Source organism: Klebsiella quasipneumoniae subsp. quasipneumoniae, assembly GCF_020525925.1.
GTDB classification, from domain to species: domain Bacteria; phylum Pseudomonadota; class Gammaproteobacteria; order Enterobacterales; family Enterobacteriaceae; genus Klebsiella; species Klebsiella quasipneumoniae.
Genome location: NZ_CP084877.1, coordinates 109423 through 126812, shown reverse-complemented (window position 1 = coordinate 126812; position 17390 = coordinate 109423). Strand labels below are relative to the sequence as shown.

Here is a 17390-nt window from a genome sequence, read left to right as displayed (position 1 = left end):
ACTAATAAAGAGACCGATAATCATGAAAATTAATTTTCACAAACAGCCTGCCATTGATTTTGCCCTGAGATTAACGCTGACAGTAATCATTATTTCACCGGTGATTTATTTCTCCTGGGATGCCGTCAAAGGGACGTCGGGTAGTGATTATGTCGAGAGTGTGGTTTTTATTGTTGCGGTTGGTTTTTTCTGGTTCGTGAGCTATCTCTTTTTTAGTTCGCTTGCCGCGTTGTTACGGAAAAAGACGGAGGAAGAATGAAGACGGTGCGCAGGTTTAATAAGTTTAAAGATTGGTTCAGGTTAGCAGGGGTAATCCTTATTCCTGTTCTGTTGATAATTAACATGGCAAAGTTATTAACGAGCGATGATGGGTTCGTAATTGTTAGATCTTTATTGTTTATTTTTGTTCTCAATATTATAGCCAGACGATTAATGCCATAAAGACGGACGTCACCGCTTTAATCAGCAAAACAGACAGGAGTGTTCATGGAAGAGAAAAAAGCATACGGGCTGGTCATGGTGTTTGTCGGGGTGTTTGTCCTTATCCTGGTCAGCATAATGTCGTACAGCCTGTGGCGGGACAGGCAGGTTAACGCATTTATGACCACCAACCGGGCCTGGGGGATCCAGTGCGACACTGTTTCTCAGGCCGCGTGGGTGGTCAGGGACGGGGAGCGGGTGGACCTTCAGATAAATCATCTGCCTCTGTACTGCAGCGGTTACCGCTTTGAAGCCCGTGATGATGCAGGAAAGATACAGCGCCAGCTCGATAAATACAGTGTCTATCAGCATCTGTCACGCCAGTCGCAATAATTCATAAAAGGGTATTTGCCATGCGAACAATACATGCCGCCATGCTGGCGGGATGCCTTTGCTGCGCCCTGATGCCGGCTTTCGCCAAAGACGCGGGCTGGCAGTGGTACAACGAGAAACTTAAGCCCCATGATGAGGAAAGGAAAGCCGCACCAGCGGCACCACCGCCGCAAATGGATATTCTGGAGAAACTCGCCACACTCCAGGCGGCCACCAAACGGTCGTTGTACGAAGCCATTCTGTATCCATCGTCTGAAAACTTCGTTAAGTATTTCCGGCTGCAGAACTACTGGACGCAGCAGGCAGGTTTGTTCTCGATGAGTGCGAAGAAAGCGATGCTGGAAAACCCCGAACTCGATTACAACCTGCAGCACAGCTACTACAACGGCACGGTAAAAAACCAGCTCGCTGCCGACTATGCCGAACAGCGACAGGCTATCTCCACCCTCGCACAGCACTACGGCGTGATGTTCTTCTACCGGGGCCGGGAAGCGATCGATGGCCAGCTGGTCCAGGTGATTAAAAATTTTCGCGAAACCTATGGCCTGAGCGTGATACCGGTGTCGGTTGACGGAGTGATTAACCCCATGCTGCCCGATAGCCGGACGGACCAGGGCCAGGCAGAGCAGCTTGGCGTGAAGTTCTTCCCCGCGATGATGCTGGTTAACCCGAAAAGTGGCCAGGTGAAGCCTCTCAGTTACGGCTTTATCAGTCAGGACGACCTGGCGAAACAGTTCCTCTATGTCTCCAGCGACTTTAAACCGAATTTCTAAGGAGTGTGTCATGCGAAATATTCGTTTTCCGGATTTAGATATCACCGGGATGTGGGTGCTGGCCGTGGGCGTGTTTTTCCACCTGATAGCCAGGCTTGTCAGAAAACAGCCTGAGCTGGCCGTCCAGGCCGGGGAAATCTTCGGGCTGGGTATGGTGGTGTTCGGGGGATACCGCATTCTAAACGCCCTGATTGCTGAAGCCGAAAAAGAGGAGAAAGCCTGTGAAAAACAGCCTGATGAACCTCGCTAAGACGCCGCTGGCGGCACTGGCTCTTTCCCTTGCACTGGCCGGGATGGCACATGCGGGAACGCTCGATGAGGTGAAGTCGCTCTGGGATCCGCGGGGTATCTCCGGTACTGAAACGGCCTCCCCGCAGAGCGACACTCCCCAGGCGGTGAGCGGGGCATCTCAGCCACGCTGGTTACGACTCAGCAACGGAAAGCAGGTGGACCTGCGCGACTGGAAAGTGGTGCTGTTCATGCAGGGACACTGTCCCTACTGTCATAAATTTGACCCGGTGCTGAAGCAGCTGGCCGGACAGTATGGCTTCTCCGTGTTCTCTTACACCATTGACGGACAGGGTGATGACGCGTTTCCGGAAGCGCTGCCGGCGCCTCCTGACGTGATGCAGACCTTTTTCCCCAATATCCCGGTGGCGACCCCGACTACGTTTCTGGTGAACGTAAACACGCTGGCAGCGTACCCGATCCTGCAGGGCGCCACGGATGCACAGGGCTTTATGGCCAGAGTGGATACGGTATTTCAGATGATGCATTAGCCTCTGTTATATCCGGTCTTAGCAAGTGATTAAGGAAAATAGCCATGAACAAATATATACGTTCGACGGGACTGTACGCGTTTTTATTTCCAGCAAGTTTAAAGGACTCCGGGCAGACAGCAGCCGAAAAAATAGAACAACTGAAGCCGGAATTTATCCACCGGGAAAGGCGTCTGGAAATCTATCTGGAATTATTCATTGTGTTTCTCACTGCAGGTGCTCTGCTGTTATGGATAATGAGATTTTTATTTAATATCTGCGTGGATGACTGGATAGCCAGCGGCGACCTGCGAGTAAAAGACCTGTGGAATATTATGATGTACGCCATCCCTTATGCGCTGATTGCTGTTGGGGTGGGGTTCTTTGTTGCCGGAGTGACATTAGCGATCCGCAATTTTTTCAGTTATCACCTGAAGACCCTTTTTATTCTGAGAAATGACAGAGTTAAAAAGAATGCTGTGCGTAATGGAGGACTGGATGCGAATTAAACTTCTGTCACTCTTCTGCGGTGCCGTGCTTGGCCTGTCATTTAGCGCCGCCGCCGACGTGAATGGCGATATGAACAACTTCTTCAATAAGCTGGGCTTTGCGTCCAATACCAGCCAGCCGCAGGTCTGGCAGGGACAGGCTGCGGGTTATGCCTCCGGCGGTTCGCTGTATGCCAGAACGCAGGTGAAAACGATCCAGCTGGTCAGCATGACGCTCCCTGATATTAATGCCGGCTGCGGAGGGATTGATGCCTATCTGGGGTCATTCAGCTATATCAACAGCGAGCAGCTGCAGAGGTTCGCAAAACAAATCATGAGCAACGCCGCGGGGTACTTTTTTGATCTCGCTTTGCAAACCACGGTACCGGAGATTAAAACCGCAAAGGACTTCCTTCAAAAGATGGCCACTGACATGAACAGCATGAACCTCAGTTCCTGCCAGGCTGCTCAGGGAATTGTGGGTGGCCTGTTTCCTCGTACCCAGGTCGCTCAACAAAAGGTCTGCCAGGACATTGCCGGTGAAAGCAATATCTTTTCGGACTGGGCCGCCTCGCGCCAGGGTTGTACGGTGGGCGGCAAGATGGACAGCGTCCAGGATAAGGCCAGCGATAAAGACAAAGAACGTGTGATGAAAAACATCAACATCATGTGGAATGCCTTATCGAAGAACCGGCTCTTCGACGGCAATAAGGAGCTGAAGGAATTCATCATGACGCTCACCGGTACGCTGATTTTCGGGGAGAACAGTGAAATCACGCCGCTGCCGGCACGCACCACTGACCAGGATCTGATTAGAGCCATGATGGAGGGCGGCACGGCTAAAATCTACCACTGCAATGATTCGGATAAGTGTCTTAAGGTCGTTGCTGATGCGACCGTGACCATCACTTCCAATAAAGCGCTAAAAAGCCAGATTTCCGCTTTGTTAAGCAGTATCCAGAATAAAGCAGTGGCTGATGAAAAACTGACGGATCAGGAGAAAGGGTTTATCTCCAGCACCACCATTCCGGTATTCAAATACCTGGTCGATCCGCAGATGCTCGGGGTGTCTAACTCACTTATTTACCAGCTGACGGACTATATCGGCTACGACATCCTGCTGCAGTACATTCAGGAACTTATCCAGCAGGCCCGGGCGATGATTTCAACCGGTAATTATCCCCAGTCGACAATGGATATGATCATGGAAAACCTCAATCAGGCGAGTGTCCAGATTGCCGCTTTTCAGTCCCGTGTTCAGGTTCAGCAGGACGCCTTGCTTGTGGTTGACAGACAAATGAGTTACATGCGCCAGCAGGTCTCTGCCCGCATGATGACCCGCTACCAGAATAACTATCATTTTGGGGGGAATCTGTAATGCTTGAGATATATGCCATTGCTGGCGGCGACTGGTTACGGGGCAACCTGAACGCGATTGCGGCGTTTATGGGGACCAGCACATGGTCGACTATAGAAAAGATGTGTATCGCCATCTCGGTACTCATTGTGGCGGGGAACTGGGTAAAAAAACACAACGTAATGGACCTTATTGGCTGGGTCTTTTCCCTCACCCTGGTCTCTATGCTGGTTGTCATTCGTACCCCTGTGCAGATCATCGATTACAGTAACGTTGCGCAGGTCTATGAAGTCGATAATGTGCCTATTGGTCTGGCGATTCCGGCGTCGCTGACAACACGGGTAGGAAACGCGCTTATCCAGAGTTATGAGATGGTCTTCGCTCTGCCGGACAGTGTCACGTACAGTAAAACGGGGATGTTATTTGGCAGTAATCTGGTCGCGAAAAGTACGGATTTTTTGTCACAAAATCCTCAGATTACGACGCTGTTTTCCGATTACGTACAAAACTGTGTGATGGGCGATATTTTCCTCAATCATAAGTACTCTTTTGAGGAATTACTGAATTCACCTGATCCGTATACCCTGATTTTTGCAAACCCGAGTCCACTGCGTGGCGTGTTTGACAAAAACAACCAGTTCCAGACATGCGAGGAGGCCTCACGGGATCTGAAATCGGCTCTCGCGCTGGATACTCAGACAGGCGGTAAAACCTGGAACTACTATGTTCGTCAGCTGTTTGGCGGCAAACCTAATCCCGATCTGCTTTTCAGCCAGATGATTGGCGACAGCTACAATTACTTCTACAGCTCGGGACAGAGCGCCGGGCAGATTATCCGCCAGAACGTCACGATGAACGCCCTGCGCAGTGGGATCCAGAGTTATGCGGCCCGCAGCGGGGACACCGCCAGTCTGGTCAATATGGCTAACACATCATCCCTTGAAAAGCAGCGGCTGGCACAGGCCACAATGGGGCACCAGGCGCTTCGCACACTTCCGCTGATGCAGACCGTTATCATGGGGATAATGATTGGGATGTTCCCGATCATGGTGATGGCCGCCATGTTTAATATGATGACTCTGCAGGTGCTAAAGGGGTATGTGTTTGCGCTTATCTGGCTGCAGACGTGGCCATTACTGTTCGCCATCCTGAACAGCGCAATGGCCTACTATGCGAAGCAAAATGGCGTCCCAGTCGTTCTCTCTGAGTTGTCGCAGGTTCAGCTCAAAAACTCGGATATTGCGACCACCGCGGGCTATATTGCCGTGATGATACCGCCTTTGTCGTGGGGGATCGTGAAGAGCATGGGAGCAGCCTTCTCCAGTGCCTACAGCCATTTTTCTTCATCGGGGCTCAGTGCAACATCGCAGGCTGCCTCCGGCGTGGTGGACGGCAATTACTCTTTCGCCAACATGCAGATGGAGAACGTCAGCGGCTACAGCTGGGGTACCAACAGTACAACCAGTTTCGGACAGATGTCACGGCAGCTGGCGAATGGGGGCATTAGCACGCAGACGAGGGATGGATCGATGGTCTGGGACAGTAGTGGTGCAATGTCAAAACTGCCGGTGGATATCAACGTCGGTCGTCAGATAGCCAGTGCGCAGCAACAGATGGCCCGTGAGGCTGATGTCCAGGCCGAAAGCGCGCTGCATGGCTATAACAGCAGCGTGACAAGTGCATGGAATAGTCTGCAGCAATTTGGTACCAATAAAGGGAACAGCGCCTCAACAACGACCGGAGCTGATACTACCGAGTCTTCGCAGGACTCGATGGCCAGAAGCAAGATGTGGAATGCGGTTGTTGCTAATGCGAAAGCCAACAACATCAGTAATGAGGAGTCTTTCCAGCAGTTGATGGATGATTCAGCTAAAAGTACGCAGGGCGTTGATTTATACGGATCTGGTAAGTGGAGTTCAGGGGATCAGCTGTTTGGTAAGCTAGGTAAATGGGGAACTGGGTTATCTGCTGAGGCCGGAGTTAAAGGCAGTGCGGGTTGGACCCACAGCTCGGGTAACACAGATAATGTTGGCACTTCCGGTCGTGAATCGAATGACAGCCGACATGATACCAGTAGTCAGGCGGCCAAAGACTTTAATGAAGCATCCGATTACTTTACCAGCCGCAAAACCACCACATCGGGCAACATTACCGATAATAATGCCAGCTCGCGTGTTGACCAGTTTGCCGCGTCACTCTCCAGTGCCAAAAACAGCTATGACCAGTATACAAGCAGCCGGACACGCAGCCATGAGTACAGTGAGATGGCGTCACGCACAGAGAGCATGACTGGCCAGATGAACGAAAACCTGACTCAGCAGTTTGCGAACTTTGTTCAGCATCGTGCTCCACAGGATGCCGAGGCCATTCTGACCAATACCAGTTCTCCTGAAATTGCGGCGCAGCGTGAAGCCCTGGCGCGTGAATTCGTCAAAGAGCAGGTAGAACCCAGGGTTGATGCTGCGTATCAACAGGGTCGTGAAAGCATTGGACAGAATATGGCTGGGGTGTCAGGTGGTGGTGACAATGGATCGGTAATGGCCGACTACCGACAAAATTCTGGTCGTATCGATGCTATGACGCAAGATGCGGGTATTAAGGATAATGTGGATCAGAAAGTTGGTGGGATGATTACAGAGAATAAACAACAGCAGCAGGAAACCCGCGAAAACATACAACGGCAAGGCGCAGAGGTGAAAAATGAGAATACTGAAATGGAAAAGGACCATAAAACAAAAGCAAATGAGTTTAAAGGTGATTATAATGAAAGAAAGAGTAAGGTGAAATCTTTACCAGGAGCTGACTCGCCTACTGAGTTAGAGGCAAAAGCGGCGAAAATTCAAAAGGATTATCTTGATGGTAAAAGGTAAAAATGATGATTACGAACAAACTACTTATTGAGGAAGTGGAGGAGCTGAAAAATCTACTTTCACAAGGGAAGGCTGAAATTCCATCTTTTTGGGAGTGCCTTTGGCCAGGCGTAGTGTTAGTTGTGTGGAATATGCTTTGCGCTGTAATTAGTGTGGATGCTGTTTATTTGTCCGGAAAGTATATATTTCATGTTTTGGTTTTTCCTGTCGGGGTCAGTATCATTATGCTCCTGGGTATTGCCAGTTCACGCTCTCTCTTTTTGTCAGTTCCTAAAAGCTTTAGAGAAAAATCGAATATATATCGCTTTTTTTCTAAGAAGGTTTTGATTTATGCTGTTGTGTACATGGCAGTGATTATGTTATTAGCTATTTGTAATAGAGTGGTTTATGACACGCCGTTTTCTTTTGCATTTATGGTTATTTTAACGTCTGTTTTTTTTGGTTTTGTCATGAATCTAGATTTTGGACGCTATCAGCTATCATTGCTCACCTCTGCAATAAACTCTTTCCGAGCGGAAAAGTTGGGGGGGTAATCATCCAGAAGCGGCCTATCAATTATGGTGGTTTATTAACAGACTATAAATTTCTTTTGGTTATTATTATCTGTCTAGGTTGTTATTGGTTTTTACATCTCGCTTAAAATTCGTATATAGTGAATGCGCATTCCGAAATCATAAGAGAATGTGTATTTACTCGTATTGATTATGTCACAAGGATTCAGGATGAAGCTTAATAAAGTCATGGCTGTGATGGTCGTCAGCTCTGCGCTGGTGTTATCTGGATGTAGTGCAATGGGAACCGCCATTAAAAAGAGAAATCTGTAAGTAAAAACCCAGATGAGCGAAACAATCTGGCTGGAACCTTCAAATAATAAGACGGTTTATCTGCAAATCAAAAATACCTCCGATAAGGATATGAGTGGCCTGCAGGCAAAAATTGCCAGCGCCGTCACTTCAAAGGGATATCAGGTCGTCAGTAACCCGGATACGGCGGGCTACTGGATCCAGGCGAACGTGCTCAAGGCCGATAAAATGGACCTTCGTGAGTCTCAGGGCTGGTTAAGCCGGGGTTATGAGGGCGCTGTGACTGGCGCCGCTCTTGGGGCGGGGATTACCGCTTACAATTCCAGTTCCGCGGGAGCAACCCTGGGAGTAGGGCTTGCAGCCGGTCTGGTCGGAATGGCGGCTGACGCGATGGTGGAAGATGTGAACTACACCATGATCACCGATGTTCAGATCGCGGAAAGAACCAAAACTCAGGTTCAGACTGATAACGTGGCCGTATTGCGTCAGGGAACATCCGGCGCAAAAGTGCAGACAAGTACGGAAACGGGTAATCAGCACAAATACCAGACTCGCGTCGTCTCTAACGCTAATAAAGTTAACCTCAAGTTCCCTGAAGCCCAGCCTGTTCTTGAAGACCAGCTGGCAAAATCGATCGCAAATATTCTGTAAGTTTTCTACTCCACGGCCCGGGCACTCCGGGCCAGACTGGCATCACCTTTCTGGTGTGTCAGAGTTAATCCGTCAAATAATCAGTTAATTCCACATCTAAACGGTGAACAGTTGCGCAATTTATTTGTGCATCTGTGAGGCGTTGCCGCCTTCGGCGGAGTCTTTTCGTCTTTATTTGATCAGAGGTTATTTATGGCAATATCTGAACCTGTCAGGTCTCTTGAAACATATAAACTGATGCCTGGCGATATTTATTCACATCCTGCTGTGGGGGAGGCTTATTCCCTGCAACCCCGTTAGGTCTGTTTTCGCTGATTGATTTGTCCTTTCGACCCTAATACTTTACTGACGGATTAGTGCCATGAGTTTTAATGCCAAAGATATGACGCAGGGCGGTCAGATCGCCAATATGCGCTTTCGCATGTTTGGTCAGATTGCCAATATTATTTTCTACGTGCTGTTTATTTTATTCTGGGTGCTGTGCGGGCTGATGCTGATGTACCGGCTCAGCTGGCAGACCTTTGTGAACGGCTGCGTATACTGGTGGTGTACGACGCTGGGTCCGATGCGCGATATTATTCGTTCCCAGCCGGTATACACCATTCAGTATTACGGCCAGTCGCTGGAATATACCTCAGAACAAATCCTGGCCGATAAATATACTGTCTGGTGCGGTGAGCAGCTGTGGACCAGTATCGTCTTTGCTGCCGTGGTTTCTCTTGTTATCTGTATCGTGACGTTCTTCATCGCCAGCTGGGTGCTGGGCCGCCAGGGGAAACAGCAGAGTGAGGATGAGAATACCGGCGGGCGCCAGCTTTCCGATAAGCCCAAAGAAGTGGCCCGTCAGATGAAGCGTGATGGTATGGCCTCCGATATTAAAATTGGCGACCTGCCTATTCTTAAAAACTCCGAAATCCAGAACTTTTGCCTCCACGGTACCGTAGGTTCCGGTAAATCAGAAGTGATCCGCCGGCTACTGAATTATGTCCGTGCCCGGGGCGATATGGCCATCATTTACGATCGCTCCTGTGAGTTCGTCAAAAGCTATTACGACCCGTCACTGGATAAAATCCTCAACCCGCTGGATTCGCGCTGCGCGGCCTGGGATTTGTGGAAAGAGTGCCTGACGCTGCCGGACTTCGACAACATCTCCAACACCCTTATCCCGATGGGTACCAAAGAAGACCCGTTCTGGCAGGGCTCCGGTCGCACTATCTTTGCCGAAGGCGCGTATCTGATGCGCGAAGACGACGATCGCAGCTACGAGAAGCTGGTCGATACCATGCTGTCCATTAAAATCGACAAGCTGCGCGCCTATCTGCAGAACACGCCGGCAGCGAATCTGGTTGAAGAGAAAATTGAGAAAACCGCCATCTCCATTCGTGCCGTGCTGACCAACTACGTCAAGGCTATTCGCTACCTGCAGGGCATCGAGAAGAACGGGGAACCGTTCACTATTCGGGACTGGATGCGCGGTGTCCGTGAGGACAGACCCAATGGCTGGCTGTTTATCTCCTCCAACGCTGACACCCATGCTTCCCTGAAGCCGGTTATCTCGATGTGGCTGTCAATTGCCATCCGCGGCCTGCTGGCGATGGGGGAGAACCGTAACCGGCGCGTGTGGATATTCGCCGACGAGCTCCCCACGCTGCACAAGCTGCCTGACCTGGTCGAAATCCTCCCTGAGGCGCGTAAATTTGGTGGTTGTTATGTGTTCGGTATTCAGTCCTATGCCCAGCTGGAAGATATCTATGGCGTTAAGCCTGCCGCCACGCTCTTTGACGTAATGAATACCCGGGCCTTCTTCCGCTCCCCGAGTAAGGAGATCGCGGAGTTTGCTGCCGGTGAAATTGGCGAGAAGGAAATCCTCAAAGCCAGCGAGCAGTACTCTTACGGTGCTGACCCGGTGCGTGATGGTGTATCGACCGGGAAAGAAAAAGAGCGGGAAACGCTGGTCAGTTACTCCGATATTCAGACGCTGCCGGACCTGTCCTGTTACGTCACGCTGCCCGGACCGTATCCGGCCGTGAAGCTGGCCCTCAAATACAAGCCGCGTCCGAAAATTGCCGAGGGATTTATTCAGCGCCGACTCGATACGCGTGTTGACGCCCGCCTCAGTGCGCTGCTTGAAGCGCGTGAAGCTGAAGGCAGTCTTGCCAGGACGCTTTTTATGCCGGATGCGCCGGCATCCGGGCCCGCGGATACAAACAGTCACGCCGGTGAACAACCTGAGCCGATCAGTCAGCCTGCGCCAGCAGACATGACAGTATCTCCGGCACCGGTAAAAGCGCCGCCGACAACAAAGAGTCCGGCAGCGGAACCTTCCGTCAGAGCAACGGAGCCTCCCGTCCTGCGGGTCACGACCGTACCGTTGATCAAACCAAAAGCAGCCGCAGCGGCCACTGCTGCCTCAACAGCATCCTCTGCCGGTGCCCCTGCAGCAGCTGCAGGCGGGACAGAACAGGAACTGGCGCAGCAGTCCGCAGAGCAGGGGCAGGACATGCTTCCGGCCGGCATGAACGAGGACGGTGTGATTGAAGATATGCAGGCGTATGACGCCTGGGCAGATGAGCAGACACAGCGGGATATGCAGCGGCGTGAAGAGGTCAATATCAACCACAGCCACCGCCACGATGAACAGGATGATGTCGAGATTGGGGGGAACTTCTGATGATGTCGATTGGCTCCGTTAAATCGGCGGGCAGTGCCGGTAATTACTATACGGATAAGGATAATTACTACGTCATAGGGAGCATGGACGAACGCTGGCAGGGTAAGGGGGCTGAGGCGCTGGGGATCGACGGGAAAGCCGTGGATAAGGCGCTGTTTACGGAACTGCTGAAAGGGAAGCTGCCGGATGGCAGCGACCTGACCCGGATACAGGACGGCGCCAACAAGCACCGGCCCGGTTATGACCTGACCTTCTCGGCCCCCAAAAGCGTGTCGGTCATGGCGATGCTGGGCGGCGATAAACGCCTTATCGATGCCCACAACCAGGCGGTAACCGAAGCGGTGCGGCAACTGGAGACGCTGGCCGCGACCCGGGTCATGACGGACGGTAAAAGCGAAACGGTGCTGACCGGAAATCTGATTGTGGCGAAATTCAACCACGACACGAACCGCAACCAGGAGCCGCAGTTACACACCCATGCCGTCGTCATTAACGCCACGCAGAACGGGGACAAATGGCAGTCTCTCGGCACAGATAAGATTGGAAAAACAGGCTTTATCGAGAACGTGTACGCGAACCAGATAGCGTTCGGGAAACTTTACCGGGAGGCGTTCAAACCCCTGGTTGAGAAGCTTGGCTATGAGACGGAAGTCGTGGGAAAACACGGGATGTGGGAGATGAAAGGGGTCCCTGTGGAACCCTTTTCCACCCGGACTCAGGAGGTCAGGGAGGCCGCCGGACCCGATGCCTCCCTGAAGTCCCGGGATGTGGCCGCGCTCGATACCCGAAAGTCGAAAGAAGCCATCGATCCGGCAGAGAAGATGGTGGAGTGGATGAACACGCTGAAGGAGACCGGGTTTGACATCCGGGGGTATCGTGAGGCCGCCGATGCGCGAGCCGCAGAGCTGGCCCGTGCACCTGCCGCGCCGGTGAACACTGACGGTCCGGATATCACGGATGTGGTGACGAAAGCGATTGCCGGTCTCAGCGACCGCAAGGTGCAGTTCACGTATGCCGACCTGCTGGCACGCACGGTCGGCCAGCTGGAGGCGAAGGACGGTGTGTTTGAGCTGGCGAGAAAGGGCATCGATGCCGCCATTGAACGGGAGCAGCTTATCCCTCTCGATCGCGAGAAAGGCCTGTTCACCTCAAACATCCACGTTCTCGATGAACTCGCCGTCAAAGCCCTGAGTCAGGAGGTGCAGCGTCAGAATCATGTCTCAGTCACGCCCGATGCGTCTGTGGTGCGCCAGGTCCCTTTCAGCGATGCCGTCAGCGTGCTGGCGCAGGATCGCCCGGTAATGGGTATCGTTTCCGGTCAGGGCGGTGCAACCGGCCAGCGGGAGCGGGTGGCCGAGTTAACCCTGATGGCCCGGGAGCAGGGGCGCGACGTCCATATCCTGGCGGCCGATAACCGTTCACGTGATTTTCTCGCCGGGGATGTGCGTCTGGCCGGGGAGACGGTGACCGGTAAATCCGCCCTGCAGGATGGAACGGCGTTTATTCCGGGCGGAACACTCATCGTGGATCAGGCGGAGAAGCTGAGCCTGAAGGAAACGATTTCCCTGCTCGATGGCGCGATGCGCCATAACGTGCAGGTCCTGCTCTCCGACAGCGGGAAGCGCAGCGGGACCGGCAGCGCGCTGACGGTGCTGAAGGACAGCGGCGTGAATACGTATCGCTGGCAGGGTGGCCATCAGACCACCGCCGACATCATCAGTGAACCGGATAAAGGCGCACGCTACAGCCGGCTGGCACAGGAGTTTGCCGTCAGCGTGCGTGAAGGGCAGGAAAGCGTGGCCCAAATCAGCGGGACGCGTGAACAGAGCGTACTCAACGGCCTCATCCGTGACTCCCTCAGACAGGAGGGGGTGCTGGGTGAGAAAGACACGACCATTACAGCCCTGACGCCGGTGTGGCTGGACAGCAAAAGCCGGGGCGTGCGGGATTATTACCGGGAGGGGATGGTGATGGAACGCTGGGATCCGGAGACCCGGACGCACGATCGCTTTGTCATTGACCGGGTGACCGCGAGCAGCAATATGCTGACCCTGAAAGACCGGGAAGGGGGCCGTCTGGATCTGAAGGTTTCCGCGGTCGACAGCCAGTGGACGCTGTTCCGGGCAGAAACACTGCCGGTGGCAGAGGGGGAACGTCTGGCGGTGCTCGGGAAGATACCGGACACACGCCTGAAAGGCGGGGAAAGCATCACGGTGATGAAAGTGGAGGAAGGGCAGCTGACGGTACAGCGGCCGGGGCAGAAAACCACGCAGACCCTGGCCGTGGGCGCGGGTGTGTTTGACGGTATTAAAATCGGCCACGGCTGGGTGGAAAGTCCCGGCAGGTCGGTTAGCGAGACGGCAACGGTCTTTGCGTCGGTGACGCAGCGTGAGCTGGATAACGCCACCCTCAACCAGCTGGCGCAGAGCGGAAGTCATCTCCGGCTGTACTCGGCGCAGGATGCGGCGCGCACGACGGAGAAGCTGTCGCGGCATACCGCCTTCAGCGTGGTCTCAGAGCAGCTGAAGACCCGATCCGGCGAGACGGACCTGGATGCGGCCATTGCGCAGCAGAAGGCCGGACTGCGTACCCCGGCAGAACAGGCCATTCACCTGGCCATCCCGCTGCTTGAAAGTGAGAAACTGACCTTCTCCCGGCCCCAGCTGCTGGCGACGGCGCTGGAAACCGGGGGCGGGAAGGTTCCGATGGCGGACATCGACACGACCATTCAGACACAAATCAGGTCGGGGCAGTTGCTGAATGTACCGGTGGCGCACGGCTACGGCAATGACCTGCTGATTTCCCGTCAGACCTGGGACGCCGAAAAAAGCATCCTGACCCACGTGCTGGAAGGTAAAGGCGCGGTGGCCCCCCTGATGGACCGCGTGCCGGCCAGTCTGATGACGGACCTGACCGCCGGACAGCGGGCGGCGACCCGGATGATTCTGGAAAGCACGGATCGGTTCACGGTGGTTCAGGGGTATGCCGGGGTGGGGAAAACCACCCAGTTCCGGGCAGTCATGAGTGCCATCAGTCTGCTGCCGGAAGAGACCCGTCCGCGCGTCATCGGTCTGGCGCCGACGCATCGCGCGGTCGGGGAAATGCAGAGTGCCGGCGTGGAGGCGCGCACGACGGCGTCGTTCCTCCACGACACGCAGCTGCTGCAGCGCAATGGCCAGACACCCGATTTCAGCAACACCCTGTTTCTGCTCGACGAGAGCTCGATGGTGGGGCTGGCCGATATGGCAAAAGCCCACTCCCTCATCGTAGCCGGCGGTGGACGGGCGGTGTCCAGCGGGGATACCGACCAGCTGCAGCCCATCGCGCCGGGCCAGCCGTTCAGGCTGATGCAGCAGCGCAGCGCCGCCGACGTTGCCATCATGAAAGAGATTGTGCGCCAGGTGCCTGAGCTGCGACCGGCGGTCTACAGCCTGATTGAGCGGGATGTGCACCGCGCCCTGATCACCATTGAGCAGGTCACGCCGGAACAGGTGCCGAGAAAAGAAGGCGTCTGGGCGCCGGGCAGTTCTGTGGTGGAATTCACGCCAAAGCAGGAAAAGGCGATAGAAAAGGCGCTGAGCGAGGGGAAAACCCTGCCGGCAGGTCAGCCCGCGACGCTCTACGAGGCGCTGGTGAAGGACTATACCGGACGGACCCCGGAGGCACAGTCACAGACGCTGGTGATCACCCATCTGAATAAGGACCGGCGGACGCTGAACGGTATGATCCATGACGCACGGCGGGAGAACGGGGAAACCGGCAAAGAGGAAATCACCCTGCCGGTGCTGGTCACGAGCAACATCCGTGACGGTGAACTGCGCAAACTGTCGACCTGGACGGCTCATAAGGAGGCGGTGGCGCTGGTTGATAACGTATACCACCGTATCAGCAAAGTGGATAAGGCTAATCAGCTGATCACCCTGACAGACAGTGACGGAAAGGAGCGATATATTTCACCCCGGGAGGCATCGGCAGAAGGCGTCACGCTCTATCGTCAGGAAAAGATCACCGTGTCTCAGGGGGACCGAATGCGCTTCAGCAAAAGTGACCCGGAGCGCGGCTATGTGGCCAACAGTATCTGGGAGGTGCAGTCTGTTTCGGGTGACAGTGTCACGCTGTCTGATGGCAAACTCACCCGCACGCTGACCCCGAAGGCGGATCAGGCGCAGCAGCATATCGACCTCGCCTACGCCATCACGGCTCACGGCGCCCAGGGGGCCAGCGAACGGTATGCCATCGCGCTGGAAGGGGTGGCCGGTGGTCGGGAACAGATGGCCAGCTTTGAGTCTGCCTATGTGGCGTTATCCCGCATGAAACAGCATGTTCAGGTCTACACCGACAGCCGTGAGGGCTGGATAAAGGCCATCCAGCATTCACCTGAGAAAGCGACGGCGCACGATATTCTGGAACCCCGTAACGACCGGGCGGTGAAAACCGCCGATCTGCTGTTCGGGCGGGCAAGGCCACTGGATGAAACCGCCGCTGGCCGGGCAGCCCTGCAGCAGTCCGGTCTGGCACAGGGAAATTCACCGGGAAAATTCATTTCTCCGGGGAAAAAGTACCCTCAACCACATGTGGCGCTGCCGGCATTTGATAAAAACGGGAAAGCCGCCGGTATCTGGCTCAGCCCGCTGACCGATCGGGACGGACGGCTGGAGGCCATCGGCGGAGAGGGACGGATTATGGGCAATGACGCCGCCCGGTTCGTGGCGCTGCAGAACAGCCGCAACGGTGAAAGCCTGCTGGCCGGGAATATGGGGGAGGGCGTCAGAATGGCCCGCGACAATCCCGATACCGGGGTGGTGGTGCGGCTGGCCGGTGATGACCGCCCCTGGAACCCCGGGGCCATGACCGGCGGGCGGATATGGGCTGATCCGGCGCCGGTGGCCCCGGTACCGCAGGCCGGGGCTGACATTATCCTCCCGCCAGAGGTTCTGGCGCAGCGGGCGGCAGAAGAACAGCAGCGCCGGGAAATGGAAAAACAGGCGGAACAGACTGCCCGAGAAGTGGCCGGGGAGGCGCGTAAAGCCGGCGAGCCGGCGGACCGGGTGAAAGAGGTTATCGGGGACGTCATTCGCGGACTGGAGCGTGACCGGCCGGGTACGGAGAAAACGACGCTACCGGATGATCCTCAGTTCCGGCGCCAGGAGGCGGCGATTCAGCAGGTGGCCTCAGAAAGTCTGCAGCGTGAACGTCTGCAGGCTGTGGAGCGGGACATGGTGCGCGACCTGAACCGCGAGAAAACCCTCGGGGGCGACTGACGCGCCTGCGGCTTGTCTGCTCCGGCAGCCTCCCCGATTAAAATCGGGCAGTCTGCCGGAGCGCTAAAAGGAAAAAAACATGAGAGCACAACACACATTTCCAGGTGCGACAGACCGCTGGCTTCATCGCCTGCTGACCTGGGCACCGGGACAAACGGATATGATTAAAACGGTCGCACTGGTACTGATGGTGACTGACCACACCGGCTTACTGCTGGCCGGAAACAATGAAGTGATGCGCCTGCTGGGACGGGGCTGTTTTCCGCTGTTCGGTCTGGCATGGGGAATGAATCTGGCCCGGCACGCGGAAATACGCCAGTCGCAGCTCAACAGCCTGTGGGTCTGGGCGCTGGTCGCCCAGGTGTCGTTTATGCTCATCGGGTACCCGTGGTATTCCGGGAATATTCTGTTTGCCTTTGCCGTCACGGGCCAGGTCCTGCGGTGGGTCAGCCAGCCGTCCTGGTATTACACCCTCCCGGCGGCTGGACTGCTGGTCGCCTGGATACCCCTGTCAACCGCCAGCTACGGCATGGCCGGAGTGGGCATGCTCACCGCCAGCTGGCTGCTTTGTCGCGCACAGCATGCACAGGAACGGCTGGGATACGGGGTGCTGTGGGCCCTCATGGTGTTGCTGATGAATATGCATGACGTGAGTGAATCAGTGGCCGGGCTGGCGATTGCGCTGCTGACGCTGATGGTGTGCTCATCTGCCGGAGAACGTGTGAAACGCTTCTGGCCGCGGCAGTTCTTCGTGATGTTCTATGCGGTGCACCTGGCGGTACTCGGTATTGTCGTCTCGATGTAAAAAAAAACCGGACACAGGTCCGGGGGGCGGGCACATTGCCCGTAAACGTGACAAAGGGGACATCATCGTTGTGTCCACTGCATTGCGAGGTGAAACGATGATACCGTTAGCGTATCGTATAGCACAGACCTGTAGCTTTT

Annotated in this window: 13 protein-coding genes and 1 pseudogene; all 14 read left to right on the top strand. The window is 54.7% G+C overall.

Going from position 1 to position 17390, the window contains the following annotated elements:
• Positions 1-22: 22 nt before the first annotated feature.
• Positions 23-259 (top strand): conjugal transfer protein TrbE, encoded by a 237-nt coding sequence (gene trbE / locus LGM20_RS26190; protein WP_023307536.1) that lies wholly within the window; start codon positions 23-25, stop codon positions 257-259.
• Positions 256-441: a hypothetical protein gene (locus LGM20_RS26595; RefSeq protein WP_023307535.1), complete on the top strand. Its 186-nt coding sequence runs from the start codon at positions 256-258 to the stop codon at positions 439-441. Before trbE ends, LGM20_RS26595 begins: the two co-directional genes overlap by 4 nt.
• Before the next feature lie 45 nt (positions 442-486).
• On the top strand, positions 487-813 hold the full coding sequence (locus LGM20_RS26185) for a hypothetical protein (RefSeq protein ID WP_004152685.1): 327 nt from the start codon (positions 487-489) through the stop codon (positions 811-813).
• Positions 814-833: 20 nt separating this feature from the next.
• Positions 834-1586 (top strand): type-F conjugative transfer system pilin assembly protein TraF, encoded by a 753-nt coding sequence (gene traF / locus LGM20_RS26180; protein ID WP_015065637.1) that lies wholly within the window; start codon positions 834-836, stop codon positions 1584-1586.
• 10 nt (positions 1587-1596) lie between these two features.
• Complete coding sequence (gene traQ / locus LGM20_RS26175; protein WP_004144400.1) at positions 1597-1836, top strand: type-F conjugative transfer system pilin chaperone TraQ; 240 nt, start codon at positions 1597-1599, stop codon at positions 1834-1836.
• Entirely contained in the window at positions 1808-2365 is a 558-nt protein-coding gene (trbB, locus tag LGM20_RS26170; protein WP_004152678.1) for a type-F conjugative transfer system pilin assembly thiol-disulfide isomerase TrbB, read from the top strand. Before traQ ends, trbB begins: the two co-directional genes overlap by 29 nt.
• A gap of 44 nt (positions 2366-2409) precedes the next feature.
• On the top strand, positions 2410-2853 hold the full coding sequence (trbF, locus tag LGM20_RS26165) for an F-type conjugal transfer protein TrbF (protein WP_015065638.1): 444 nt from the start codon (positions 2410-2412) through the stop codon (positions 2851-2853).
• Positions 2831-4210 carry a conjugal transfer pilus assembly protein TraH gene (gene traH / locus LGM20_RS26160; protein ID WP_011977731.1) on the top strand — a complete coding sequence of 460 codons (1380 nt, stop codon included), beginning with the start codon at positions 2831-2833 and terminating at the stop codon, positions 4208-4210. Before trbF ends, traH begins: the two co-directional genes overlap by 23 nt.
• Entirely contained in the window at positions 4210-7059 is a 2850-nt protein-coding gene (gene traG, locus LGM20_RS26155) for a conjugal transfer mating-pair stabilization protein TraG (RefSeq protein ID WP_023307534.1), read from the top strand. Before traH ends, traG begins: the two co-directional genes overlap by 1 nt.
• 5 nt (positions 7060-7064) lie before the next feature.
• Entirely contained in the window at positions 7065-7592 is a 528-nt protein-coding gene (locus tag LGM20_RS26150) for a conjugal transfer protein TraS (RefSeq protein WP_032423397.1), read from the top strand.
• Between the two features lie 189 nt (positions 7593-7781).
• Positions 7782-8513, top strand: a pseudogene (gene traT / locus LGM20_RS26145) (conjugal transfer complement resistance protein TraT).
• A 361-nt stretch (positions 8514-8874) separates the two neighbouring features.
• Positions 8875-11184, top strand: a complete 2310-nt coding sequence (gene traD / locus LGM20_RS26140) for a type IV conjugative transfer system coupling protein TraD (protein WP_015065643.1) — start codon at positions 8875-8877, stop codon at positions 11182-11184.
• Complete coding sequence (gene traI, locus LGM20_RS26135; RefSeq protein WP_044525168.1) at positions 11184-16445, top strand: conjugative transfer relaxase/helicase TraI; 5262 nt, start codon at positions 11184-11186, stop codon at positions 16443-16445. Before traD ends, traI begins: the two co-directional genes overlap by 1 nt.
• 79 nt (positions 16446-16524) lie before the next feature.
• Positions 16525-17250 carry a type-F conjugative transfer system pilin acetylase TraX gene (gene traX / locus LGM20_RS26130; protein ID WP_023284651.1) on the top strand — a complete coding sequence of 242 codons (726 nt, stop codon included), beginning with the start codon at positions 16525-16527 and terminating at the stop codon, positions 17248-17250.
• Positions 17251-17390: the final 140 nt, after the last annotated feature.